Origin of the sequence: Bradyrhizobium sp. 186, assembly GCF_023101685.1 — a bacterium.
In the GTDB taxonomy this organism is placed as follows: domain Bacteria; phylum Pseudomonadota; class Alphaproteobacteria; order Rhizobiales; family Xanthobacteraceae; genus Bradyrhizobium.
In genome coordinates this window covers 8332000-8355758 of the sequence record NZ_CP082164.1, presented here as the reverse complement: position 1 = coordinate 8355758, position 23759 = coordinate 8332000, and the positions used below count along the sequence as shown (strand labels likewise).

Annotated in this window: 22 protein-coding genes, 1 tRNA gene and 3 pseudogenes; 14 read left to right on the top strand and 12 right to left on the bottom strand. The window is 62.7% G+C overall.

Annotated elements, in window-relative coordinates:
* Nucleotides 1-454 precede the first annotated feature (454 nt).
* Together IVB18_RS40090 and IVB18_RS40085 are read left to right on the top strand one after the other, a co-directional pair.
* A pseudogene (locus tag IVB18_RS40090) lies at nt 455-1212 on the top strand (IS6 family transposase); the annotation flags it as partial.
* 169 nt (nt 1213-1381) lie between these two features.
* Entirely contained in the window at nt 1382-2491 is a 1110-nt protein-coding gene (locus IVB18_RS40085) for an IS630 family transposase (protein ID WP_247985735.1), read from the top strand.
* A 90-nt stretch (nt 2492-2581) separates the two neighbouring features.
* Here IVB18_RS40085 and IVB18_RS40080 read toward each other — a convergent pair whose 3' ends face one another.
* Together IVB18_RS40080 and IVB18_RS40075 are read right to left on the bottom strand one after the other, a co-directional pair.
* Nucleotides 2582-2815, bottom strand: a complete 234-nt coding sequence (locus IVB18_RS40080; RefSeq protein ID WP_247985734.1) for a hypothetical protein — start codon at nt 2813-2815, stop codon at nt 2582-2584.
* An 841-nt stretch (nt 2816-3656) separates the two neighbouring features.
* Nucleotides 3657-4498 (bottom strand): annotated as a pseudogene (locus IVB18_RS40075) (IS5 family transposase).
* 125 nt (nt 4499-4623) lie between these two features.
* Here IVB18_RS40075 and IVB18_RS40070 point away from each other — a divergent pair.
* Both IVB18_RS40070 and IVB18_RS40065 read left to right on the top strand, forming a co-directional pair.
* Entirely contained in the window at nt 4624-5859 is a 1236-nt protein-coding gene (locus IVB18_RS40070; RefSeq protein ID WP_247983811.1) for an IS701 family transposase, read from the top strand.
* Nucleotides 5860-6181: 322 nt separating this feature from the next.
* Nucleotides 6182-6361, top strand: coding sequence for a hypothetical protein (locus IVB18_RS40065; protein WP_247985733.1), 180 nt, complete (start codon nt 6182-6184; stop codon nt 6359-6361).
* Nucleotides 6362-6375: 14 nt separating this feature from the next.
* On the opposite strand, the gene IVB18_RS40060 is transcribed toward IVB18_RS40065, so the two are convergent.
* A complete protein-coding gene (locus IVB18_RS40060) occupies nt 6376-6717 on the bottom strand; it encodes a hypothetical protein (protein ID WP_247985732.1) in 342 nt (113 codons plus the stop codon).
* A 291-nt stretch (nt 6718-7008) separates the two neighbouring features.
* On the opposite strand from IVB18_RS40060, the gene IVB18_RS40055 reads away from it, so the two are divergent.
* Entirely contained in the window at nt 7009-7398 is a 390-nt protein-coding gene (locus IVB18_RS40055; protein WP_247985731.1) for a response regulator, read from the top strand.
* A gap of 133 nt (nt 7399-7531) precedes the next feature.
* On the opposite strand, the gene IVB18_RS40050 is transcribed toward IVB18_RS40055, so the two are convergent.
* The gene (locus tag IVB18_RS40050) at nt 7532-7801 is read right to left on the bottom strand and encodes a hypothetical protein (protein WP_247985730.1); all 270 of its coding nucleotides are present in this window, start codon (nt 7799-7801) and stop codon (nt 7532-7534) included.
* A 657-nt stretch (nt 7802-8458) separates the two neighbouring features.
* Here IVB18_RS40050 and IVB18_RS40045 point away from each other — a divergent pair.
* Both IVB18_RS40045 and IVB18_RS40040 read left to right on the top strand, forming a co-directional pair.
* Complete coding sequence (locus IVB18_RS40045) at nt 8459-8707, top strand: PilZ domain-containing protein (protein ID WP_247985729.1); 249 nt, start codon at nt 8459-8461, stop codon at nt 8705-8707.
* 693 nt (nt 8708-9400) lie between these two features.
* Nucleotides 9401-9989 (top strand): annotated as a pseudogene (locus IVB18_RS40040) (transposase); the annotation flags it as partial.
* A gap of 286 nt (nt 9990-10275) precedes the next feature.
* On the opposite strand, the gene IVB18_RS40035 reads toward IVB18_RS40040, so the two are convergent.
* The 3 genes from IVB18_RS40035 to IVB18_RS40025 form a co-directional block, all read right to left on the bottom strand.
* Nucleotides 10276-10350 (bottom strand) — tRNA-Val (locus tag IVB18_RS40035).
* 160 nt (nt 10351-10510) lie between these two features.
* Complete coding sequence (locus IVB18_RS40030) at nt 10511-11809, bottom strand: hypothetical protein (protein ID WP_247985728.1); 1299 nt, start codon at nt 11807-11809, stop codon at nt 10511-10513.
* Between the two features lie 119 nt (nt 11810-11928).
* Complete coding sequence (locus tag IVB18_RS40025; protein WP_247985727.1) at nt 11929-12534, bottom strand: DUF1134 domain-containing protein; 606 nt, start codon at nt 12532-12534, stop codon at nt 11929-11931.
* A gap of 139 nt (nt 12535-12673) precedes the next feature.
* Here IVB18_RS40025 and IVB18_RS40020 point away from each other — a divergent pair, with 139 nt between their 5' ends.
* Nucleotides 12674-13159 (top strand): YHS domain-containing (seleno)protein, encoded by a 486-nt coding sequence (locus tag IVB18_RS40020; protein ID WP_247985726.1) that lies wholly within the window; start codon nt 12674-12676, stop codon nt 13157-13159.
* On the opposite strand, the gene IVB18_RS40015 is transcribed toward IVB18_RS40020, so the two are convergent.
* Entirely contained in the window at nt 13153-13980 is an 828-nt protein-coding gene (locus IVB18_RS40015) for a 3'(2'),5'-bisphosphate nucleotidase CysQ (protein ID WP_247985725.1), read from the bottom strand. The two genes, IVB18_RS40020 and IVB18_RS40015, sit on opposite strands and share 7 nt — an antisense overlap.
* A 182-nt stretch (nt 13981-14162) precedes the next feature.
* Here IVB18_RS40015 and IVB18_RS40010 point away from each other — a divergent pair, with 182 nt between their 5' ends.
* The 6 genes from IVB18_RS40010 to IVB18_RS39985 all read left to right on the top strand — a co-directional run bounded on the left by IVB18_RS40010 (nt 14163) and on the right by IVB18_RS39985 (nt 20900).
* On the top strand, nt 14163-14816 hold the full coding sequence (locus IVB18_RS40010) for a histidine phosphotransferase family protein (RefSeq protein ID WP_247985724.1): 654 nt from the start codon (nt 14163-14165) through the stop codon (nt 14814-14816).
* A 196-nt stretch (nt 14817-15012) separates the two neighbouring features.
* Entirely contained in the window at nt 15013-17829 is a 2817-nt protein-coding gene (locus IVB18_RS40005; protein WP_247985723.1) for a hybrid sensor histidine kinase/response regulator, read from the top strand.
* A gap of 21 nt (nt 17830-17850) precedes the next feature.
* The gene (locus IVB18_RS40000) at nt 17851-18321 is read left to right on the top strand and encodes a chemotaxis protein CheW (protein ID WP_247985722.1); all 471 of its coding nucleotides are present in this window, start codon (nt 17851-17853) and stop codon (nt 18319-18321) included.
* Between the two features lie 72 nt (nt 18322-18393).
* Entirely contained in the window at nt 18394-18759 is a 366-nt protein-coding gene (locus IVB18_RS39995; protein ID WP_007600538.1) for a response regulator, read from the top strand.
* 75 nt (nt 18760-18834) lie between these two features.
* Nucleotides 18835-20031 (top strand): chemotaxis response regulator protein-glutamate methylesterase, encoded by a 1197-nt coding sequence (locus IVB18_RS39990; RefSeq protein WP_247985721.1) that lies wholly within the window; start codon nt 18835-18837, stop codon nt 20029-20031.
* On the top strand, nt 20028-20900 hold the full coding sequence (locus IVB18_RS39985; protein ID WP_247985720.1) for a protein-glutamate O-methyltransferase CheR: 873 nt from the start codon (nt 20028-20030) through the stop codon (nt 20898-20900). The genes IVB18_RS39990 and IVB18_RS39985 overlap by 4 nt, the downstream gene beginning before the upstream one ends.
* Before the next feature lies 1 nt (nt 20901).
* Here IVB18_RS39985 and IVB18_RS39980 read toward each other — a convergent pair whose 3' ends face one another.
* The 4 genes from IVB18_RS39980 to IVB18_RS39965 all read right to left on the bottom strand — a co-directional run bounded on the left by IVB18_RS39980 (nt 20902) and on the right by IVB18_RS39965 (nt 23733).
* Nucleotides 20902-22062, bottom strand: coding sequence for a glutathionylspermidine synthase family protein (locus IVB18_RS39980; RefSeq protein WP_247985719.1), 1161 nt, complete (start codon nt 22060-22062; stop codon nt 20902-20904).
* 3 nt (nt 22063-22065) lie between these two features.
* Nucleotides 22066-22458 (bottom strand): hypothetical protein, encoded by a 393-nt coding sequence (locus IVB18_RS39975; RefSeq protein ID WP_247985718.1) that lies wholly within the window; start codon nt 22456-22458, stop codon nt 22066-22068.
* A 1-nt stretch (nt 22459) separates the two neighbouring features.
* Nucleotides 22460-22864 (bottom strand): DUF350 domain-containing protein, encoded by a 405-nt coding sequence (locus IVB18_RS39970; protein WP_247991846.1) that lies wholly within the window; start codon nt 22862-22864, stop codon nt 22460-22462.
* A gap of 167 nt (nt 22865-23031) precedes the next feature.
* Nucleotides 23032-23733 carry a response regulator transcription factor gene (locus tag IVB18_RS39965; RefSeq protein WP_015688285.1) on the bottom strand — a complete coding sequence of 234 codons (702 nt, stop codon included), beginning with the start codon at nt 23731-23733 and terminating at the stop codon, nt 23032-23034.
* Between the last annotated feature and the right edge of the window lie 26 nt (nt 23734-23759).

The window sequence follows — 23759 nt, the reverse complement described above, 5'->3', positions numbered from 1 at the left end:
GAGCTTGCGATGGCCGGGTCCGAATAGCCTAGGACCCGGCTATGCTTCAGATCGTGAATGAAGCAGTTTTGCGCATTTGTGTTCGAGATCCCGTCGCCGATCGCTTCGGTAAGTGTCTGCGGCGCCGTGCTTAGCGCCCCACAATGATTGGGCTTCCCGGCCTGGAGCACCAGAATGCGGTGTAAAGGGCCAAACGCGTGCGGGCCAGCCGCACCGGGCTCTCGTGCTGGGGTGGACGGCCCTTTCCGCTACTCCGGGGGCAAGATGAGGAGGCGTCGCTGACCTCAAAGAAAGAAGACGCCCGCGAAAACAATTGTTCGCATCGGTTTGGATACGTGAAGAGTGTAGTGTTTCAGCTGCATGGCGTTGACAGGACGGAGCAGCCGAGGGTTGAGGGTGCGGAAGGCACGGTCAAGTTAACGAATTGGAGCGGCCGAGCGGGCAGACGAGCGGCATGCCAACCGCCCGGGGTTCTTCTCGCCGTCATGGTTTCCCACCGGAAGTGATCTGCTATGCCGTTTGGATGTATTTCCCGTTTCCTTAAGCTTGCGCATGGTCGAGGAAATGCTGGCGGCGCGCGGCATTGTCGTGACCTATTAAACCGTGCGCCAGTGGGGAACCAAATTCGGCAAGGCGTTCTCCTTTTGGATCCGCCAGCGCGCTCCGCGCGCGGCGACAAATGGCATCTGAACGAAATCGCTATCTCGACGCGGCCGAACAACATTGGCTCTGGCGCGCTGTCGACCAGAATGGCCTCGTTCTCGAGGTCTTAATCCAGCGCCGAAGAGACACGCGCGCTGCGCAGCGGCTTGTCAAGAAGCCCTTGAAATTCGGCGGCACGCCGCCGCGCGTCATGATCACGTACAAACCCCGTTCGTACGGCGCTGCAAGGGCGAAGATGGGCTTTCACACCGACCGACCATCGCCACCACAAAGCTCTCAACCACCGCGCTGAGAATTCTCACCCGCCGACCCGGCGACGCGAGCGGATCATAAAGCGGCTTAAATCGTCCCGTCAGACTCAGCGGTTTCTGTCAGTTCACGATCAGGTCGCAAACCTTTTCCACGTCCCCTATTCCGGAGCCGTCACTGCCGACTTCCGTCGTGCTTCGCGCGAGCCAGCCTTTGCGATTTCCTGCGAGATCTCCGCGACAGGCGCTATCGCCGATTCTCAAACCTCTGAGAAGTGCCTTCTTCGGCTCAGTGCCAGATCGCGCATTCTTGCTCAATCGAAAAAGGAACCAGCTCACCTTCCGGGAGCGGGCTTCTCCTGCCCATGCGTATCGCGCCCCGTCTGTTAATGAGCGCTACAACTAGTCATCTGGAACTCAAGTTCGGTGCATTATAAAATAGCGCTCGAAACCTTAGGGGGAGAGCGCTTGTGGCGAATCCAGGTGTGAGAGGTCGACCAATCGAGCCGTTGGTGCTGAGTGCGCAGGAGCGGGCGTACTTGGAGAGGCAAGTCCGTCGTCACCGTGTAGCGCGGTCGCTATCTGAGCGATGCCGCGCGATCCTGCGATGCGCGGATGGATTGCCAAGCAAGTCTGTGGCTGCCGAACTCGGCCTCCACGAACACACCGTTGGCAAGTGGCGTCGCCGGTTTCTGAAGGATCGCTGTGATGGCGTGCTCGATGAGGCCCGTCCTAGCCGCCCTCGAACCATCAACGACGATCAGGTTGCTGCCGTGATTGAGCGGACGTTGCGTACGACGCCGGCCGATGCGACGCACTGGTCGATCCGCTCGATGGCTGCGGAAACCGGCTTTTCCCACACCACGATCCGCCGAATGTGGGCGGCGTTCGGCTTGCAGCCGTACCGTAGCCAGACATTCAAGCTATCGAGCGATCCGCTGTTCGTCGACAAGGTACGCGACATCGTCGGCCTTTACCTGTCCCCGCCGAACCGAGCCCTTGTCCTCAGCATCGATGAGAAAAGCCAGATCCAGGCACTCGATCGCGAGCAGCCGGTCTTGCCGATGATGCCCGGCATACCGGAGCGTCGTACGCACAGCTATGTGCGGCATGGTACGACCACGCTATTTGCCGCGCTCGATGTCGCCTCGGGGTTCGTTATCGGCAAATGCTACAAGCGCCACCGGGCAGTCGAGTTCTTGAAGTTTTTAAAAGAGATCGATGCTCAAGTTCCTGAAGGCCTCGATGTCCATATCGTCATGGACAACTACGCCACCCACAAGACACCCAGGATCAAAGCGTGGCTCGCCCGTCGGCCGCATTATCACGTCCACTTCACGCCGACTTCCGCGTCATGGATCAATCAGGTCGAACGCTGGTTCGCTGAGCTCACCCGAAAGCAGATCCAGCGAGGTGTTCACACTTCCGTCAGGCAGCTCGAGGCCGACATCCGTACCTTCATCGACCTGCACAACAAAAATCCCAAGCCCTTCAAATGGACCAAGTCTGCTGACCAGATTCTAGCTTCCGTCAAACGCTTCTGCCACAAAGCCCAGCAAACCTTATGTGGCGAACTTTAGATTCACGTGACTAGCGTAGTTCGGATTGGTTTCCGCCCGGTTACTACTCGCAGTCAAGCGAGCGAGGTACCGCGGCGGCGGGCTTTCTTGCTAGCTCCACTCGTTTTCGGGCAGCGAGCCGGGCGGCGGCTTGACTTGTTCGAGACCGGCTTCAATAAGCGCAAGTTCCTCTTGGATCGCTTTGAGCGCGTTCTGAGGATTGATGCCCGACACGGCTTGCAGTTGGGCGAGCACCTTGCGGCGATGCGCTAGCAAATCTGCCAATGCACGTCGGTCCCGCACCTTCACGTAGCCGGTGACGATCATTTCCATGGCTGTTGACACTGCGTTGCCTCCTCTCGGCGCTTGAGTTATCGCGGCCGGCTAAGCTCCAACAGACCGGCTTCTGTCATACGATATTCGACACCTTCGCCCGTTGAGCGTCGCTCCTGCCACCCGTTTCGTAAAAGAGCGAGCGCTGTTCCGGGGCTGTCGTGAAGCTTTGGGGAAGACACCCAATCGCGGTCGCGAAGACGATCGAGAAATTCCCGGTGATACTGATTAAAGCGACCTGCGCTTTTCTTGCCGGCGAAGGTCCTGCAACGTTGTCTCAAGCTAGCGTCTTGTTCCCATGATCTTCATAGTCTCGCATCGCACTATTGACGATGGGTTACGGCCGGGAAACGGCGGCAACCTTTTCTAAATGGTTTAGAGGCATTCTTTCGCGGCATGGAGAACGAGGATGCATCGGCTTGGTTCGTGCCGGCTCTCAGGCGAAGCTACGCTCGTCTAGCAGCATGGATGACGCGCGGTAATCGCGAGCCTGAGCCCAGCCGTTTGTCGGCCTCGCCACGAGTGGAGCGGCCAGCTCGCATTCCAGACCCGCCGCGGCGGGCATCGCCGCCGCGCCTTTGAGGACTTGGAGGCCCGACGAATGGCGAATAGTCGTACCTCGACGCGTCCGTGGTTGCCGGACGAAGAGGCGGAATTGCTCTCGCTCTTTGGCGCAGGTGCCACAGCTGAGGAGGCCGGCGAACGGCTACGCCGCACCCGCCAAGCGGTTTACGCTCGCTTGCAGCGCTTTCAAAAACAGCGGGGGCGAGCGAGTAGGATGAGCGGGAAGTTCTTTGCTCAGTTACCAGAGTGATCGAGCGACTGCGATCGATCTCTAAGAGTCTGTCCGGGATCATGCTGTTTTTTGGCAGAGCTTTCGCAGCATGAGGCGGATTGAGGCGAGGCGCAAGAACGCCAATGCCTTTCGGTTGAGGCACTCCCAATCCTTGGCCAAATGGCGGCAGCGGTTGAGCCAGGCGATGGTGCGTTCGACGATCCATCGCTTGGGCAAGATCGCAAAACTCTTTGCTGTATCGGAGCGCTTGACGATCTCGACGTCGATTTGCCGGAGGATTTTGCGAACGGCGGACTGAAAGATCGGCCCCTGATAGCCGTCGTCAGCATAGAGCTTCAGCAGGAATGGATGCAGGCCAAACAGCGTGGCCATCACCAGCACCCCACCGTCACGATCCTGGATGTCCGCCGAATGCACGAGGGCGTGGAGCAGCAAGCCTTGAGTATCGACTAGGATGTGGCGCTTCTTGCCCTTGATCTTCTTGCCCGCATCGTAGCCATGCGGGTCGATCCACGCCCCCCTTTTTCCGCGCTCTTGACGCTTTGACTGTCGATGATGGCGGCGCTCGGGCTGGGTTCTCGGTTAGCCAATTCTCGACATTGTACATAGAGCGCGTGATGGATGCGATCGAGCGTGCCGTTCCAAGCCCACAAGTCAAAATAGTCGTGCACCGTGCTGCGTGGCGGCAGGTCCTTCGGGATCGCTCGCCATTGGCAACCGGTGCTCAGCACATACATCAGGCCATTGATCACCTCGCGCACATCGACCGTGCGCTTGTTGCCGCCTCGCTTGGCTGGCGCAATCAGCGGCTCCACCAACGCCCATTCCTCATCAGTCAAATCGCTTGGATAGCGTAGCCGGCTTCGGTCGTAACGACCGCGGTTCTCCTTCGTCCACATGGGCGCCCCTTCGAATCGGACCGCCACCCTTGAATCACAAATGATTCCGATGATTCAAGATGTTCCCGGACAGACACTAACATTACAGTTGCTTTGTTTGCGGGCTTCTGAATCCATGGGCAACCATGATTCGAATGTCGTGGACGCGGGCCGCGTCGGTTGAGGAGACGCTTGCGTTGTGGGCGGCGTCGCTTCGAGAGGTCAAGCAGCGGATACGTCCGTTGTTCACGCAAGAGCGTGTGGCGACGAATGCAGGCCTGTTCCTGGAAGGTCTGCTCGGAGATGAGCAGCGCAAGACCGGTTGGATGCGCGCGGAGGCGGCTGGCGATCCCGGCCCATGGCGGCAGCAGGCGATCCTGGGTCGCGGGGATTGGGACGCTGATGCCCTGCGCGACATCGTCCGCGACTATGTCATCGAGCACTTGGCGGATGACGATGCGGTGCTGGTGATCGACGAGACCGGCTTTCTCAAGCAGGGTAAGGCCTCGTGCGGAGTGGCGCGGCAATACACTGGTTCGGCAGGGAAGATCACGAACTGCCAGATCGGCGTCTTCGCTACCTACGTTTCGCGTCATGGTCATGCGTTCATCGATCGCGCGTTGTATCTTCCGAAGGAATGGACTGACGATCCAGATCGTCTGGAAGCCGCATACGTGCCTGCCGATGTCGGCTTTGCGACCAAACCAAAGCTTGCGACGAGAATGATCGCACGTGCGATAGCCGCGTCTGTACCATTCAAGTGGGTTGCCGGTGACACGGTCTACGGTGTTGGCGATATCGAACAGCAGCTACGGCGGGCAGGCAAAGGCTATGTGCTCGGGGTCAGCAGCTCTCATGTCTTCCGATCCTGGGGCAAGCGACAGCCGGTCGCCGGCAAGGCCGAAGACATCGCCCGGACGCGGCGCCCGTCCGACTGGAAGCGCTTGTCGGCGGGAGCCGGAACCAAAGGACCGAGGCTGCATGACTGGTGTTATCTCGAACTGGCCGATCTCGAGGTCGAGCAGTTCAACAGCGCAAATGATGGTTTATGGACGCGCGGTCTGCTGATCCGTCGCCATATCGCCGATGGCGATCTCGCCTTCTTCACCACCTGGTGCCCAGCGGGAACATCAATTGAAACGCTGGTCGCGGTCGAAGGCCATCGATGGGCGATCGAGGACAGCTTTGAAACCGCGAAAAACGAGTTCGGGCTCGATCACAACGAGAGCAGGTCCTGGCATGGCTGGCATCGCCACGTGTCCCTGGTGATGCTCGCCTTCGCCATGATGGCGGCGATCCGCCATCGCGCCAATCCGCCACCGCCCAAAAAAACCAAACGCCGCCCCCCGGCAAAAGCCAAAGCACACCCACGCCGCCGCTGATCCGTTGGTCAATCCAGGAAATCCGCCGCATTGCCATCAGGCTTGCTCGAAAGCGGATCCAACCCGCGCATGTCATCGCATGGTCATTCTGGCGCAGAGCTCACCAGGCTGCCGCTCAGCGCGCGCATCTCAAAGCAAAACGGCAACTGTAATGCTAAGGCCGCAAGATCACGTCCGCCGCGGATATATAGGGTAGGAAGCCGATCTAATCGCATCGTCGGTTCGCCCGCGCTGAAGCAACTCCTCAACCGGTACATCGAAGGTTGAATTGCATCCGCTTCTAAGGGCGCCAAGCGGTAGGCGATCGCATTGGGGTCGACCGATGACCAGCCCGACTGATGACGAATTGCGCGCCGCTGTCTCCGCCGCCATTGAGCAGCGGAAGAGTTCGCGCCAGCTTCCCCGCCTGTGGCCGAACGATTGTGAGACGTTGAACAAGTTGATCATCACCGGACTTCAAACCGTGCTGTTCCAGCGTGCTAAGACCTTCGACAAGCGCTAGACCGTACAGCTCGATCAAACCCTGCGGAATTCGACGACGCGGTCTTTGATCGAAGCATGCGCACGAAAGCCCGCGACCATCCAAGCCCTCGCTTGAGTGTGCCCGGCCTTCATGGAGCTTTCGTTGCTCCACCACGCTGTGAACTTGTGAGCCGATGCCGGGAGCTTACGTCCCAAAATCTCTTCGATCTCGACGAACGTGAGCCGAACGCTATGCGCGGCCTCGGTCAACAATCGTTGATGCAGCGGAGTGTAGATCGATTTTCGGGCCGTCATCGTCTGGCTGGGGCCGCCGATATGTCGCACCATCGTAGAGCGGTAAACGCCGCGCTGCACCCGTTTATTAGCGGTCGCCATCATCCGCCGCGGCGAGCCGGCAGCGATTGACTGACCGGCCTTATGCGGGTCCTGGCGCCGAGAAGCCTGTGTTGAATGGCCTTTCGTTCATGCGGCCGTGTAAAGGGCCGATAGCTCCCGCTCATAGATAGTACCTACCGGCGTCATGCCGCTCCCGAACGCCCTGTGGCGTGCGCGGCGGTCCCCCCTGGAATATCGCCGTGCGGGCCTAGCTTGGTTCCTGTGTCCACAACAAAGTCCGCCTGCGGAACATTCCTATCCCAACAACGCGGGGGTATGGGGAGACGAGCAGTGCAAGGCGCAGTGGTGGTGATCTTGATCGTGGAGGACGATCAACTAGTCCGAGACTTGGTGGCAGAGGCATTGTCCGAAGGTGGCTTTGAAGTCGAGGCCACGACCACGGGAGAAGAGGCGGTAACCCGTCTGAAGGGCGACACAAACAAGTATCGAGCCCTCATCACGGACATAAATCTGCTCGGCATGCTCAACGGATGGGAAGTTGGGCACCGCGCCAGAGAGCTAAATCCCGACATCCCGGTCATTTACATGACCGGCGCCGCGGCCGATCAATGGTCCGCCAACGGCGTGCCGAACAGCATCCTATTAAACAAGCCATTTGCGCCTGCGCAGATCGTGGCCGCCGTCGCTCAGCTTCTGAACGCTAGTGCGCCGCCTACGTAAGGACGCCTCAGCTGGCGGCCTGTTGCATTTCTGTACGCAATCCCCCATGTCGCCCGCAGGCGCCATGCATCAACACCGGCTCAACCTCGACGCCGGAACAAAATCCGACTTCGCGAATTTGCGGAGGTAGGCCTTAGCTTGTTGGCAGTTCCTCGCGCAACAACAGCAGCTTCACATAGGTGCCGCTCTCGTGGAGGTCGAGCCAACCCTTCTCGATCGCGTATTTGATGCCGGCGCCGAATTCGGGACCGCTGCCCTTACAGCCCTCTTTAGACACGAAGGGATAATTGATCTTTTCGATGTGAATGCGACCGTTGATCGGCTCGACGCTCTTCGCGAGTTCGACGAGCTTTCGCGCCGCAGCTTCAGGCGTTGCATAGGGGCGTTCGTTATTCGGTTTCATGGGGAAGTCCGGCGGTGAGTGGCGCGAACGTGGGCTTCGACAGTGCAGGTGCTAACTACCTCGCCACGGAAGCAGCGCGCAACCCCTTGGCCGCTCTCTGGTCAGGGCAGCGCCAGATCGTGCATCCGGCCGAGGCCCGCTGGCGGTTTGGTCTCGCCTTCACATGAACAATGGCCGGCGGGATCACTCCCGCCGGCCATCACTTGCGCTACCTTGGGCTGGGGGTTAATCGGCAGCGCTGACCGGAAGGCTGCCGAATTCCAATTAACAACTCGCTACCCAATTCGGGCGAGCTCTGGATATTTCGCGGGCAAGAACGCGGCGGCCTGCGTCGCCGCTCGGTGAGGTTTTTGAGGGGCGGAAAGTGCATACTTTCAACTTGTCTGCCGTCGCCATCGGTCTTACCACCGTTGTCTAGGGCGCGACGACGTCGAACGAAGCCGCTAACGTCGTGAGCGGTAATCCAACGTCAACCGTTATGGCTGCACGATGTGCCATCGCGGATGGGTGACGAGTACCGCGGATACGCATGGGCAAACGAGAACCCGTCAGTCCTACGTGGCTGGTGGGTTTTTCTTTTGGGTGCGCAGCCGAAGTCCTGCTGCTCGGCAGAGTGATCGCTCACCGCCTGAGAAGGACTAAAGGCAGAGAGAAACAGTGCAGGAACGTCGCAGACAAGAGCACATCGAGACAAATGAGGTCGCCTACATCTTCGGCGACGGATTGAGGACCTGTTGCCGCGTCTTCGACATCACCGATCACGGAGCATCAATCGAGCTGCCCGCATCAGCTGGGCATAGTATGAAAGACCGGTTCAAACTCATGATTGAGAAGGATCGCGTCTACAGAAATTGCCGCCCGATCTGGCGTTCAGGCAGCCGTATCGGTGTTGAATTTACGGCCTGAAGTGTAGTCACAACGGGCGAGAGTTACATGGCCATTTCTGCGGGCGATCCACGGCTCTCAACCGATCTAGAAGGTTGGCGTCAGGCGATTACCGGTGGACGCTTGCGAAAGCTTCGCCTTGAGACGATCGCGGCGGCCTTCCAAGATTTGGGTGAGACAGAGCTGAGACTTCGTGAGGACTTACCGAAACACGTTTCCGGTGCGATCATCGGAATGCTTCGCAAGCGGGTCGATATAAAGAAGCCGAACGGTGGCGAAGACATCATCGTTCAAGTTCACGAAGTCATCTTTGTCGCGTTGCTGAACCCGGGTACCGCCGATGGCAAACAGCTTCGAAAGGGCTTCGGCAGGATCGTCAACTTTCGCCTTAAGGATGCCCTCGCCCAGTCCCACAGTGATCAAATCGTTCCCGCGCCAAAGCCCAGCAAGTCGTTTAAATCGCAGGTGAAGTACGCCGGACGCGCAGAAGCCAAACCGGTAAAGAAAACAGCCGAAGAAATTGCTGCGGAGGGCGACGAGGTCGCGAACGCCCTGAAGCAGGAAACAACTGACGCACCAGACGATAAGCCCGATGAAGAAAAGCCGTCCGAAGCAGATCATGTGGACGATCGTCCACCGCCTTACGCCATGGATGACGCTGAGGACGACGCCATCGGACCGGCAAGAGAAATTACGATCCGACTCTCATGGCCGTTGGCCGAGATGTACGTGCAGGGCGTGTCGACGCGGCAGGTGAAACAGGTCACCGAGGAACTGGTGGGCCCTTCTCGGCCTCGGCGATCAGCGCCATCAACAAGCGCCTCGATGCCTCGCTGAAAGCGTTCTGCGAACGCAAGCTGAGGGAACCCTCCCTATCTGATCCTGGACGCGCGCTACGAGCGGGTGCGCGAGGACGGGATCATTGCCAGTCAAGCGGTGCTGATCGCGATTGGTGTCGACTGGGAAGGCCGGCGCCAGATGCTTGCTGTCGAGCTCGCCAACCGGGAGAGCCGATCGAGCTGAAAAGAGTTTTTGGAAGCGTAGAAAACGCGCGGCCTGCACGTCCTCGAGTTCGTCGTCTCCGATGATCAAGCCGGGCTGAAGAAGGCGATTCCCGAACTCCTCGCCGGCGTGTTGTGGCAACGCTGCTATGTGCATTTCCTCAGGAATGCGCTCGATTATGTGCCGCGGAAAGTCGACGACGATTCCCTGCTCGAGCTGCGCTGGATGTACGACCGGCGTGATCTTGGCAAGGTGCGGCGCGATCTGGCGTGGCAAATGGGCCGGCAAATACCCCAAGCTTGGTGGAGGAGAACATCAAACGGTCGCACGGCAGCCGAGCCGCTCCGTAGACCTCGCACCATCATTGCTCGCTTCAGACCCCCTTCGTCCACCCCGGCGGGGTTTGCTTTGCCCCATGCCATTGGCCAAGGGGTGGAAAGCATAAATTTTTCGCTGGGAAGTAGACTCGGCCGTAACGCGAGCGACTTTGCTTAAGCAAGAATCAACGTGCCCTTGTTGTGCCCCAGCTTTTTTGGGGCACAACCTTGGAGAACTGCATCGCTAAATGGCTGATTCAAGGGGCTTAATGGTGGGCGCACAAGGGATCGAACCTTGGACCTCTCCCGTGTGAAGGGAACGCTCTCCCGCTGAGCTATGCGCCCGGGACCATCATGCAAGCGGCCGGACTTTTTCGGCCGGCCGGCATATCGGAGCCCGCGATTTAGAAGTGCGGGCCGAAGGTGTCAAGTTTCCAGGCGCTCTGAGGCCTGAAAACCTTCCGTAGACCACGCAATTCGCAAAGGAAACCGCGCTTTCGCCCGCTCACACGCCCTGCTGGCGGGCGCGGGAGGCATGGGCCTGGAGGGCGCGGATGCGCTCAGCCAGCGTTCCGCCGCCTTCGGGCAGGCTCGCCGTGACCGCGCCATTTGTCGTGGCGCCATTGGCCGGGCGCGGCGCCGGCTTCGGAGGCTGGCCCGCCTCGGCCGCAAGCAGCGCCTCGATCGGCGAGTTCGGGCCTTCGAGTTGCATCGCGAGTTTTGCCACTTCGGCGGCGATGTCGTTGATGCGTTCGCGCAGCAGCGCGTTTTCCATGCGCTCGGTCGCCCAGGAGCTCTCCGCCTGCTGCTGGATCGCATTGATGTCGCGCTGGAGTTTGGCGCGCTCGTCGCGTGCGGTCTTGAGCTGCTCCTCCAGCGCGGTCTTTTCCGCGCGGAGCGCTTCGACTGCGGCCGACGACTTGCCGCCGCTCAGCGCGGCGATCTCGACGCGCAATTCCTTGATGATGCGTTCATTGCTCTCACTGGCCTGGCGGAGCTGGTTGTTCTCGTAGTCGCGCTCGGCGAGCAGCTTGCCCTGCGTGGCGAGGCGCCCTTCGAGGTCGGCGACGCGGCCAGACAGCATCTCGGCCTCCTTGACCTGGACGATGAGCTGGCGATCGAGCTCGGTGACGCGCTGGCTCAAATTCTCGACACGGCCGCGCGCATCCAAAAGCTCGCGCGAGACGGTCTCCGATTCCGAGCGCTCCTGCGTCAATCTCGCTTGCGTGGCGGCAAACTCCTTCTCGGCATCGCCGACGCGATACTTCAATTCCTCGATCTGCGCGCGCATCGCGACGAGCTCGACCTGGCGGCTCTCCGCCATCATCGAACGGTCGGACAGCTCGGAATTGATCTTGGCGAGCTCGCCCTGCTTGTTGGCGAGCGCGTGCTCGGCGGAACGCAGGCCTTCGGTCTTGGCGTTGAACTCCTCTTCGGTGGCGCGGAGCTGCTCCTTCACCGCCTTCTCGCGCGCCTCGAGTGCGAAGATCGTGGCGTTCTTCTCGCCGAGCTCGATCTTCATGCGGTTGATGGCGTCGCTCTTCTTGCCGAGCTCGGCGAGCTGGCTCGTGGTCTTGTTCTTGAGCTGGTCGACGCTCATCTCGAGCCGTCGCGCCGACATGGCGAATCCGGCGCGGAGCTGGTCCTTGTCGGCCTGGATCTCCGCCATCGACAGAGGGGTGGCGGCCTCGAGCCGTCGCGTGGTCAGGCGTACCGCGCGGTTATGCACCAGCGGCACGATCGCGAGCCCGCACAGCATCGAGAGCAGGAAACCGATCGCCAGGTACATGATCGGTTCGACCATCGGCCAGAACTCCCAAAAACAACGAAAAATTTACCAATGACAATGCATGGCGGGCCGGCAAAAAGCCAGCCCCGCCCTGTTGTTAACGTGAATCCGGAACTGGACCGGAGGAGGGAGCCTTAGAACGGGTTCCAGGTCGCGCGCGGGGTATATTTCAGGTAGCCGATATTGGCTCCCAGCCGCAGGCCGAGCCCCGAGCGGATCGGCACCAGCACGATGTTGTTGGCGGTGAGCGCCGTCATGCCGAAGCCGCCGATGATGTAGGCCGAGCCGTCGAGGCCCGCGAAGCGCTGGTAGATCGCGTTGGTGGCGGGCAGGTTATAGACCAGCGTCATGGTGCGCGCGCCGTCGCCGCCCCAGTCGAACCCCAGCGAGGGACCCTGCCAGAAGACGCGCAGGTCCCCGGCGTTCTTGGTGTAGAGCGTGCCTTCGCCATAGCGCAGGCCGGCAACGAAGGCGCCGGACCCTTCCTCACCCAGGATATAGCCGTTCGGCAGACCCCATTGGCTGACTGCCTTCTCGATGATCGAGGCGAGCCCGCGCGAGACGTTGCCGAAGAAGCGGTGGCCGGCGTTCACGAGCTCGTCCGGCCCATAGGTGCTGGGCGTCGGGGTCCGCTGCGGCGGCGGCAGATTGGGCGGCGGCGCCTGCTGGGCGGAGGCCGGCACGATCCAGCCGACCAGCGCGGCAAGCGCGACCGCAGCGAGACGTGATGCGAAAGTCATAAAAGAACCCCTGGTATCGAATCCGGTCGCTTCCTTAACCTGACGCCAACAGGCACGGCTCTAGGTTGCGCCGAATGTCCCCTCGACTCGGATGTTATCCGCAGCAACTATGACGGCACAACGGCAGGAAGATAGCCCTTTGCGCCCCGGAATTGCCTTGATCGGCCGTCTGGTCTGCCTGCTGGCGGGCATTTGGATCGCGTTCTCCGGGGTGTCGGCACAGGCGGCCACCACCGAGCGGATTGTCGTCAACCGTTTCAGCGGCGTGGCCATCGAGGGCTTCGACCCCGTGGCCTATTTCGTCGACGGCGGCGCCGAGCCGGGCACCGCCGAGTTCGAAACGAATCTCTGGGGCGCGGTCTGGCGCTTCCGGAACGAGGGCAACCGGGCGTCTTTCCTGGCTCATCCCGAGATCTACGGGCCGCAGTTCGGCGGCTATGATCCGGCTGACATCGCCCGCGGCGTGACCATCGCCGGCAATCCGCGCTTCTTCGTGATCTCGGCGCAGCGGCTTTATCTGTTCAGCCGGGAAGCCAATCGTGACGCCTTCGCTGCCGATCCGGAGCGTTTCCTCTATGAGGTGGGCAAGCGCTGGCCGGCGCTCCAGGAAAAGCTCAGTCAGTGAGTCCCTACCGCCTGCGGGTCGCCCCAGGCGATGAACTCCGGGATGATGAAGCCGGTGTCGCGCCGTTCGCCGAACCGGAGCTCGCCACCCTGGCCGTCGGTCACCCTGCCGCCGGCGGCGGTCACGACGGCGCAGCCGGCGCCGACGTCCCATTCACACGTTGGCCCGAACCGGGGATAGATGTCGGCGCTGCCCTCCGCGATCCGGCCGAATTTCACGGCCGAGCCGACCATTCTGCGCACGGCATTGGGCCGGCTCTCGATGAACGCCTCGCTCTTCGGATCGCCATGCGAGCGGCTCACCGCCGCGATCCAGGGCTCGCCCGGTTTCGGCAGCTTGCGGGTATGGATCGGTTTGGCAGCCCCCATGGTAGCGCCGTCAAATGTCACGCACTCGGCGCCCTGGCCAACGATGCCGCGCCACAGCAGCCCGAGCGCGGGTGCGCTGACAATGCCGAGCAGCGGCACGCCGCAGGTCACGATCGCGAGGTTGACGGTGAACTCGTCGCGGCCGGCGACAAACTCCTTGGTGCCGTCGAGGGGATCGATCAGGAAGAAGCTGTCGCGAAACGGCGGGCAGGCGAGCTCGGTCCGCTCCTCGGAGAGCGAAGGCACGTCGCCCGCAAGCTGCACCAGGCCCTCCGCGATGATGCGGTCGGCGGCAAGATCGGCCTCGGTGACCGGCGAGCCGTCCTGCTTGCCGTCGACCCGCATCGCCGCGCGGTTGACCGCGAGGATGACTTCGCCCGCCTTCACCACCAGCGCCGTGAGCGGCTCCATCAAAGTGGATGCGGCTGTGCCGTCGATGATCCTCACCTGCATGCCTCATTCATCGGCAAGTCTCGCCTCTCTCGGTTGATTCGCCGTTAGCTCGCCTTGGGCTTATGGCCGCTTCGAACCTATCGCAAGCTAGCTGCGACCGGCTTGCGAATGTTAGAACCGCCGCCATTCGTCAAGCATGCGTGATTCGCCGCGTCCGCGCCTTGCAATTCCAGGAACCCTTTATGTCTGACGCTTCGTCACCCGGTACCGCCACCGCTCCCGACATGCTCGAACTCGCGGCGCTCCTGTGCTCGCGGGTTTGCCATGATCTCATCAGCCCTGTCGGCGCCATCGTCAACGGGCTCGAAGTGCTCGACGACGATCCCAAGCCCGAGGACCGCGAGTTCGCGCTCGACCTGATTCGCAAGAGCGCCAAGACCGCTTCCGCCCGCCTCCAGTTCTGCCGTCTCGCCTTCGGCGCGGCCGGCTCCTCCGGTGCGCAGATCGACGTCGGTGATGCCCAGACCATGGCGCGCGGCCACATCGAGGATGGCAAATGCAGGATCACGTGGAATTTGCCGCGGCTGCTGCTGCCTAAGAACCGCGTCAAGCTGTTGCTCAATATGCTGGTCGTCGCCCAGCACACGATCCCGCGCGGTGGCATGCTGACGATCGATCCGATCGGCGAGGGCGAGACCATGAGCTTCCGAATCACTGCGACAGGCCACAATGCGCGCCTGCCGCAAAATATTGCCGAGCTCCTGAGCGGCGAGCGTGGTCCCGCAGCGGATGCGCACGCGATCCAGCCCTATTATACGCGGCTGCTGGCGCAGGCTTGCGGACTCACCGTGACGCTCAGGCCTGAAGGCGAAGCCATCATCGTTACCGCTTCGTAAACGCGCGGTCGATTCTCAGGCAGTTAATCGAATCTTTACGAGGCGCTTCGGCTTGTCCGGAGCGCCTTATCTCTTTGTTGGTTCCGTTCTTTTCCACATACTCAACCAATATTAAACGCTTTGCGGTGAAGCTGGCCCCATTCTGAAATGGCACATCACAATTGTGCGTGCCCTCCCTGTATGAAGGCCTGTTTTCATGGATGATCTGTTGCGGGAGTTTTTGACGGAGACCAGCGAGAGCCTGGACACCGTCGACAATCAGCTGGTGAAGTTCGAGCAGGAGCCGAACAACGCCAAGATCCTGGATAACATCTTCCGCCTGGTCCACACCATCAAGGGCACTTGCGGCTTCCTCGGGTTGCCGCGTCTGGAAGCGCTGGCGCATGCCGGCGAGACCTTGATGAGCAAATTCCGTGACGGCATGCCGGTGACGGGGCAGGCGGTGACGGTGATCCTGTCCTCGATCGACCGCATCAAGGAAATTCTGGCCGGTCTCGAAGCCACCGAAGCCGAGCCGGAGGGCACCGACCGCGACCTCATCGACAAGCTGGAAGCGATGGTCGAGCAGGGCATGGCCGCCATGGCGGCCGGAGCGGCGGCTCCTGTCGCCGACGCGCCGCCGCTGGTGCCGGACGCCCCGGCTGCCGAGGCCGCGCCCGCAAAGGACATGAGCCAGGGCGCGCTGATCGACCAGACCCTGGAGCGCCCGCTGCGTCCGGGCGAAGTGTCGCTGGACGAGCTCGAGCGCGCCTTCCGCGAGACCGCGATCGAAGCGCCCGCGCCCGTTGCCAAGGTTGACGTTGCCCCCGAGCCGGCGCCGGCCCCCGCTGCCGCCAAGGAACCAGCCAAGGCAACCGCCAAGCCAACGGCCAAGGAAGCCGCCAAGCCCGGCAAGGACAAGGCCGCACCGAAGAAGTCGATGGCGGACGAGGTTGCCGGCGAGGGCGACCGCATCGCCAACCAGTCGATCCGCGTCAACGTGGATACGCTGGAGCATTTGATGACCATGGTCTCCGAGCTGGTCCTGACCCGCAACCAGCTGCTCGAGATCTCCCGCCGCAACGAGGACACCGAGTTCAAGGTGCCGTTGCAGCGGCTCTCCAACGTCACCGCCGAGCTGCAGGAGGGCGTCATGAAGACGCGCATGCAGCCGATCGGCAACGCCTGGCAGAAACTGCCGCGCATCGTCCGCGACCTCTCGAGCGAACTCGGCAAGCAGATCGATCTGGAGATGCACGGCGCCGACACCGAGCTCGACCGCCAGGTGCTCGACCTGATCAAGGACCCGCTCACCCACATGGTGCGCAACTCCGCCGATCATGGCCTGGAGACCCCGGCCGAGCGCACCGCGAGCGGCAAGGGCGAGCAGGGCACCATCCGGCTGTCCGCCTATCACGAGGGCGGCCACATCATCATCTGCATCGCCGACAACGGCCGCGGCCTCAACACCGACAGGATCAAGGCCAAGGCGATCTCCTCGGGCCTCGTCACCGAGGCCGAGCTGGAGAAGATGTCGGAAGCCCAGATCCACAAGTTCATCTTCGCGCCGGGCTTCTCGACCGCGGCCGCCATCACCTCGGTCTCCGGCCGCGGCGTCGGCATGGACGTGGTGCGCACCAATATCGACCAGATCGGCGGCACCATCGACATCAAGAGCGTCGCCGGTGAAGGCTCGTCCGTCACCATCAAGATCCCGCTGACGCTCGCCATCGTCTCGGCGCTGATCGTGGAGGCCGCCGGCGACCGCTTCGCGATCCCGCAGCTCGCGGTCGTCGAGCTGGTGCGGGCCCGGGCCAACTCCGAGCACCGCATCGAGCGCATCAAGGACACGGCCGTCCTCAGGTTGCGCAACAAGCTGTTGCCGCTGATCCACCTCAAGAAGCTGCTCAAGATCGACGACGGCGCCGCCTCCGATCCCGAGAACGGCTTTATCGTGGTGACCCAGGTCGGCAGCCAGACCTTTGGCATCGTGGTCGACGGCGTGTTCCACACCGAAGAAATCGTGGTCAAGCCGATGTCGACGAAGCTGCGCCACATCGACATGTTCTCCGGCAACACCATTTTGGGCGATGGCGCCGTCATCATGATCATCGACCCCAACGGCATTGCCAAAGCCCTGGGCGCCTCCGGCTCCTCGGCCCATGACATGGCCGACGAGGCCGCCGGCCATCATTCCTCCTCGGCCGAGCAGACCACCTCGCTGCTGGTGTTCCGCGCCGGCTCCAGCCAGCCCAAGGCGGTCCCGCTCGGGCTCGTCACCCGCCTGGAAGAGCTGCCGGCCGACAAGATCGAGTTCTCCAACGGCCGCTACATGGTGCAGTACCGCGAGCAGCTGATGCCGCTGGTCGCCATGGAGAGCGTCACCATCGCGTCGCAGGGCGCCCAGCCGATCCTGGTGTTCTCCGATGACGGCCGCTCCATGGGCCTGGTCGTCGACGAGATCATCGACATCGTCGAGGAACGGCTCAACATCGAGGTCGGCGGCTCCTCCAGCGGCATCCTGGGCTCGGCCGTGATCAAGGGCCAGGCCACCGAGGTGATCGACGTCGGCCACTTCCTGCCGATGGCGTTTGCCGACTGGTTCACCCGCAAGGAGATGAAGCCGTCGATGCACTCGCAGTCGGTGCTCTTGGTCGACGACAGCGCCTTCTTCCGCAACATGCTGGCCCCGGTGCTCAAGGCCGCCGGCTACCGCGTCCGCACCGCGCCGACCGCGCAGGAGGGCCTGGCCGCGCTGCGCGCGCAAACCTTCGACGTGGTCCTGACCGACATCGAGATGCCCGACATGAACGGGTTCGAGTTCGCCGAAGTGATCCGCTCCGACAACAATCTGGGTTCGATGCCGATCATCGGCCTCTCCGCGCTGGTGTCGCCGGCGGCGATCGAGCGCGGCCGGCAGGCCGGCTTCCACGACTATGTCGCCAAGTTCGACCGTCCCGGCCTGATCGCGGCGCTGAAGGAACAGACCGCGGGCGCCGCCGGCGCCTCCGAGCTGAGCCGGGCGGCGGCGTAAGGACGGCAAGGAGATACATCAATGAGCAACAAGACCCAGTCCGGCGAAGGCGCCATGGTCGAATACGTCACCGCGATGATCGGCGGCCAGCTGTTCGGCCTGCCGATCTCCCGGGTCCAGGACGTGTTCATGCCCGAGCGCGTCACCCGCGTGCCGTTGGCCTCGCGCGAGATCGCGGGCGTGCTGAACCTGCGCGGCCGCATCGTCACCGTGGTCGACATGCGCGCCCGGCTCGGCCTGCCCAAGCCCGAGGACGGCAAGCTGCCGATGGCGGTCGGTGTCGACCTGCGCGGTGAATCCTACGGCCTGCTGATCGACCAGATCGGCGAGGTGCTGCGGCTTGCCGAGGACAACAAGGAAGAAAACCCCGTCAACCTCGATCCCCGCATGGCCAAGCTCGCCGGCGGCGTCCACCGCCTCGACGGCCAGCTCATGGTCGTCCTCGACGTCGATCGCGTCCTCGAACTCGCGCCCGAGATGATGGCGGCCTGATACGGCGGCATAGCTGCCGACGGACTTGCAATTGGAAGTGCCCCGCAAAGGGGACAGGAAGCGGAGGTTCACATGCGAACTTGTCTCGTCGTTGATGATTCCAGCGTCATCCGCAAGGTTGCGCGCCGGATCCTGGAAGGCCTCGACTTCCAGATTCTCGAAGCCGAGGACGGTGAGAAGGCGTTGGAGGCCTGCAAGCGCGGTCTGCCCGACGCGGTGCTGCTCGACTGGAACATGCCGGTCATGGACGGCTATGAGTTCCTCGGCCATCTCAGACGCATGCCGGGAGGCGACCAGCCCAAGGTCGTGTTCTGCACCACCGAGAATGACGTTGCGCATATCGCGCGTGCGCTGCACGCCGGCGCCAACGAATACATCATGAAGCCGTTCGACAAGGACATCGTGACGGCGAAATTCCAGGAAGTCGGACTTATCTGAGCGACCGTCCGGAGGCTGAACGGACCCTTCGGCGTTTGTTTTCAACTGTACCGTTTCAGTCTGAGTTGGTGAGTAATGAGTGTTGCGTTCGCAGGTAATTCGACCACGAGCCCGTCGCGCGAAGCGGGACCTCTGCGGGTGATGATCGTCGACGACTCCGTCGTCATTCGCGGTCTGATCTCGCGGTGGGTCGGCGCCGAGCACGACATGGAGGTCGCAGCCTCGCTGCGCACCGGGCTCGAGGCGGTCAACCAGATCGAACGCATCAACCCCGACGTGGCCGTGCTCGACATCGAAATGCCGGAGCTCGACGGCATCTCGGCGCTGCCGCAACTGCTGGCGAAGAAGCGCGATCTCGTCATCATCATGGCCTCGACCCTGACCCGCCGCAACGCGGAGATCAGCTTCAAGGCGCTGTCGCTCGGCGCGGCCGACTACATTCCGAAGCCGGAGTCCACGCGCGAAGCGTCCGCCGCGGACATCTTCCATCACGACCTCATTCAGAAGATCCGCCATCTCGGCGCGCGGCTGCGCCGGAAGCCTGCGGTCGCGAGCCCGCCGCTGGCACCCGCGAGCCCGGCTCCGGCCGCGCGCGGACCCGTTGCGCGGCCTGCCGCGCCCGCACCGACCCCCGCCGTGCATGCTCCGTCGTCGCTGTCGCTGGTGACGCGTCCGTTCTCGGCGCAGGCGCCAAAGGTGCTGCTGATCGGCTCCTCGACCGGCGGTCCGCAGGCGCTGATGGCGCTGGTCACCGAGCTCGGCCCGGTGATCGACCGCTTCCCGGTTTTGATCACCCAGCACATGCCGCCGACCTTCACCACCATTCTTGCCGAGCATCTGGCGCGCTCGAGCCGCAAGCCGGCGAGTGAGGCGGTCGACGGCGAGCCGGTGAAGCCAGGCCGCATCTATCTCGCGCCGGGCGGTAAGCACATGCGCGTCGTGCGTAGCGGTGCGGACGCCGCGATCGCGCTCGACGACGGCCCCGCCGTCAATTTCTGCAAGCCCGCGGTCGATCCGCTCTTCACCTCCGCCATCGACATCTGGCATGGCAGCATCCTCTCCGTCATCCTGACGGGCATGGGCTCGGACGGCATGCGCGGCGGTAAGGACATCGTCGCCGCCGGCGGCAGCGTCATCGCGCAGGACGAAGCCTCCAGCGTGGTCTGGGGCATGCCGGGCGCCGCTGCCAATGCCGGCATCTGCGCGGCGATCCTGCCGCTCAATCAGATCGGCGCCAAGGTCAACCGCCTGTTCGCGGGAGACCGCTCGTGACGCCGGTTGACTACGAATACCTGCGCAAGTTCCTGAAAGAGCGCTCCGGTCTCGATCTCTCCGCCGAAAAGCAGTATCTGGTCGAGAGCCGGTTGCTGCCGCTTGCCCGCAAGGCGAGCCTTCCCGGCATTCCGGATCTCGTCCTCAAGATCAGGAACGGTGACGGCCGGCTTGCGACCGACGTGGTCGAGGCGATGACCACCAACGAAACCTTCTTCTACCGCGACAAGATCCCGTTCGATCATCTGCGCGACACCATCCTGCCCGGACTGATCCAGGCGCGCGCGGCGCGCAAGTCGCTTCGCATCTGGTCGGCGGCATCCTCGACGGGGCAGGAGCCCTATTCGATCGCGATGTGTCTGAAGGAGAAGGGCGCCGCGCTTGCGGGCTGGTGCATCGAGATCGTCGCCACCGATCTGTCGCAGGAGGTGCTGGAGAAATCCAAGGCCGGCGTCTACAGCCAGTTCGAGGTGCAGCGCGGCCTGCCGATCGGGCTCCTGGTCAAATACTTCACGCAGTTGGGCGATGTCTGGCAGCTCAATGCCGACATTCGCTCGATGGTGCAGTTCCGTCAGCTCAATCTGTTGCAGGACTTTTCCCATCTCGGCACGTTCGACGTGATCTTCTGCCGCAACGTGCTGATCTATTTCGACCAGGACACCAAGGCCGTGATCTTCGAGCGCATGGCGAAGGGTTTGGAATCCGACGGCACGTTGCTGCTCGGCGCGGCCGAATCTGTCGTCGGCATCACCGATGCCTTCCGTCCCGTCACCGACCGCCGCGGGCTTTATCAGCTCAACCCGGCGCGTTCCGGCCGCCCCATGGGCGGGTTGATGCCGCAGCCGCTGAAGGTCGCCGCGGCGAGGTGATCTACAAAATCGCGTGCGGCAGGAAGCGCGAGCCGTTGCCGGTAATCGGGCTCTCGTCCTCGCGAATTGATAGCCCGCACGGCTCGTGGTTCACCAGCCAGCTTCCGATCACCGGATAGAAGCCTGAAAAGTTCGGCAGCGGCGCGAGCGCCTGGCGCACAAAGCCTTCGGCACCGTAGGGGCCCGCGTGCGCGTCGAGCGGCACGTCGCCGAAGACCAGCGTAACATTGGCGCCCTCGCGCGACAGCAATGGCTTGCGCACATAGGAGCTGCCGAGCTCGGCGACGCGCGAATCGTCCTCGAAGAAGGCCGGCAGCAGATTGGGATGGTTCGGAAACAACTCCCATAACAGCGGCAGGATGCCCTTGTTGGAGAGCACCGCCTTCCACGGCGGCTCGATCCAGCGCGTCGGTGCGCCGGTTAGCTTGGCACCGAAGGCGTCGTGGAACATCCATTCCCAGGGGTAGAGCTTGAAGGCGAGCGCGATGGCGCGGTCGTCGAGATCGACGAAGCCGCCGGCCACATCGCGCCAGCCGATCTGCTCGATGTCGAGCAGCGTGGTCGATAGTCCGGCCTGGCGCGCGGTGTCATCGAGATAGGTCAGCGTACCGGCGTCCTCGTCATTGCCGGTGGTGCCTGTGAGATGCAGATGGCGTCCCGCGCCGATCGTCTTCCACGCTTCGATCAGCCGCTCGTGGATGCAGTTGAACTGGTCGGCCCGCGCCGGGATGATGCGACGTTCGATGGCCTGCTCCAGCCAGGTCCATTGAAACACCGCAGCCTCGAAGATCGAGGTCGGCGTATCCGCGTTGTATTCGAGCAGCTTCGCCGGTCCTTTTCCGTCGAACTTCAGGTCGAGCCGACCATAGAGGCTGCGGTCGTCGCGCGCCCAGCTCGCCGCGATCAGATCCCAGAACGCCTCAGGGATATTCAATCGCCGCAGACGGTGCTCGTCGCCGATCACCCGGCCGGCGAGCTCCAGGCACATCGCGTCGATCTCGCCGGTCGGCGTCTCGATCCCGCGCTCGATCTCGTCGAGCGTGAAGGCGTAGTAGGCGCGCTCGTCCCAATAGCGCTTGCCGTCGATAGTGTGGAAATTGAAGCCGCATAGTTCGGCGGTCTGCCGCCAGTCGTTGCGTTCGGGACAGACGATGCGCTGCATGTCTCAGCCGCCGCCCGAGAAGCCGTGCCCGAAGGAGCCGAAGCCGCCGCGCGTCACGCCGCCCGAGCCAGAATCGGACGATGTCCCCGACGACGAATGGGTCGCGGAGTCGCTGCTGAAGAAGCTCGATCGTGACGACCATCGCGAGCCGCCGCTGCCACCCGACGAGCTGCGGCTGCTGCTGCACGCGGTGCTCGTCTGCGCCGGCGCCGTTCCGGGGGGAGGGGGCTCGCAATTCTGCCGCGGCATCAGCGTGTAGGCGGTGGTGCCGACCGCGATCGTGCCCATCACCAGCAGCGCGACGTGGCTGGAGCGCTTCACCGGCTCCCGCGGTGCCGGCGGCGGTGGGGCCGGCCGGCGCTTGCCGAACTCTTTGCCGGGGGGCTTTGCTGCCATGTCAGTAGATCATGCAGGCGGCGTTCAAGAGGCCCGCGGCGAGCGAGGACAGCCCGAGCCAGATCGCCGGTGCAAGCTCGCCCGCGGCGATCCGCGCGGAGAGGTTCGGCACCGGGACCTTCACGAGATAGAACACGACGACCTGGACGATCAGCGCGACGAGGGCCCAGATCAGGCAGTCCAGCACGTTGGCCGAATGCGCGATCGCACTGACCAGCGGCGCCACGAAGCCGAGCAGGCTGAGGCCGAGCGCAATCGCCGCGGCCGGGTCGTCGTCGCGGATGAGCTGGAACTCGTTGTGCGGGGTGATGCGGGTATAGACGAACAGATACGCCACGATCGCGATCAGCCCGGTGCAGAAATAGACCAGGAAAGCGGGAAGGCCGGCGAGTGATTGCAGGATCATCGTTCCCCCATCGTGCAGCGACCATTCGTCGGCGGGAGGAGGATAGCGGTTCAACGCCAGGAGGGCGACGACGTCCTGTTCGCGCCCCAAAAAACAAAACCCCGCCATTTGCGGCGGGGTCCAGGCTGGGAGGAGCAAGCCCCGAAGGGCTCGCGGCAGAAACGTGATCAGGCGGGAATGCGCTCTTCCTGCTCGTGCGGCTCGCGCAGCACGTAGCCGCGACCCCACACGGTTTCGATGAAGTTGCGGCCTTCGGAAGCGTTGGCGAGCTTCTTGCGGAGCTTGCAGATGAAGACGTCGATGATCTTCAGCTCGGGCTCGTCCATGCCGCCATAGAGGTGGTTGAGGAACATTTCCTTGGTGAGCGTCGTGCCCTTGCGGAGCGAGAGCAGCTCCAGCATCTGGTATTCCTTGCCGGTCAGATGCACGCGCTGGCCGCCGACTTCGACCGTCTTGGTGTCGAGGTTGACGACGAGGTCGCCGGTCTGGATGACCGACTGGGCATGGCCCTTGGAGCGGCGCACGATCGCGTGGATGCGGGCAACCAGCTCGTCCTTGTGGAAGGGCTTGGTCATGTAGTCGTCGGCACCGACGCCGAGACCCTTGACCTTGTCCTCGATGCCGGCGAGGCCGGAGAGGATCAGAATCGGTGTCTTGATCTTGGAGACCCGGAGCTGCTTGAGCACGTCGTAGCCGGACATGTCGGGCAGGTTGAGGTCGAGAAGAATAATGTCGTAATCGTATAATTTACCGAGATCGACGCCTTCTTCCCCCAAATCGGTCGTGTAGACATTGAAGCTCTCAGACTTCAGCATCAGCTCGATCGACTGCGCGACGGCGCTGTCATCTTCAATCAGCAAAACGCGCATGCCAGTTCCCCATAGTCGCCGCTCCT

Coding starts and splice junctions, on each gene's coding strand:
- IVB18_RS40005 (WP_247985723.1), top strand. CDS start 15,013: ATGGATGATCTGTTGCGGGAGTTTTTGACGGAGACCAGCGAGAGCCTG.
- IVB18_RS39970 (WP_247991846.1), bottom strand. CDS start 22,864: ATGATCCTGCAATCACTCGCCGGCCTTCCCGCTTTCCTGGTCTATTTC.
- IVB18_RS40025 (WP_247985727.1), bottom strand. CDS start 12,534: ATGACTTTCGCATCACGTCTCGCTGCGGTCGCGCTTGCCGCGCTGGTC.
- IVB18_RS40015 (WP_247985725.1), bottom strand. CDS start 13,980: ATGCAGGTGAGGATCATCGACGGCACAGCCGCATCCACTTTGATGGAG.
- IVB18_RS40070 (WP_247983811.1), top strand. CDS start 4,624: ATGATTCGAATGTCGTGGACGCGGGCCGCGTCGGTTGAGGAGACGCTT.
- IVB18_RS40030 (WP_247985728.1), bottom strand. CDS start 11,809: ATGGTCGAACCGATCATGTACCTGGCGATCGGTTTCCTGCTCTCGATG.
- IVB18_RS39980 (WP_247985719.1), bottom strand. CDS start 22,062: ATGCAGCGCATCGTCTGTCCCGAACGCAACGACTGGCGGCAGACCGCC.
- IVB18_RS40050 (WP_247985730.1), bottom strand. CDS start 7,801: ATGAAACCGAATAACGAACGCCCCTATGCAACGCCTGAAGCTGCGGCG.
- IVB18_RS40010 (WP_247985724.1), top strand. CDS start 14,163: ATGTCTGACGCTTCGTCACCCGGTACCGCCACCGCTCCCGACATGCTC.
- IVB18_RS40000 (WP_247985722.1), top strand. CDS start 17,851: ATGAGCAACAAGACCCAGTCCGGCGAAGGCGCCATGGTCGAATACGTC.
- IVB18_RS39965 (WP_015688285.1), bottom strand. CDS start 23,733: ATGCGCGTTTTGCTGATTGAAGATGACAGCGCCGTCGCGCAGTCGATC.
- IVB18_RS39975 (WP_247985718.1), bottom strand. CDS start 22,458: ATGGCAGCAAAGCCCCCCGGCAAAGAGTTCGGCAAGCGCCGGCCGGCC.
- IVB18_RS40060 (WP_247985732.1), bottom strand. CDS start 6,717: ATGGCGACCGCTAATAAACGGGTGCAGCGCGGCGTTTACCGCTCTACG.
- IVB18_RS40065 (WP_247985733.1), top strand. CDS start 6,182: ATGACCAGCCCGACTGATGACGAATTGCGCGCCGCTGTCTCCGCCGCC.
- IVB18_RS39990 (WP_247985721.1), top strand. CDS start 18,835: ATGAGTGTTGCGTTCGCAGGTAATTCGACCACGAGCCCGTCGCGCGAA.
- IVB18_RS39995 (WP_007600538.1), top strand. CDS start 18,394: ATGCGAACTTGTCTCGTCGTTGATGATTCCAGCGTCATCCGCAAGGTT.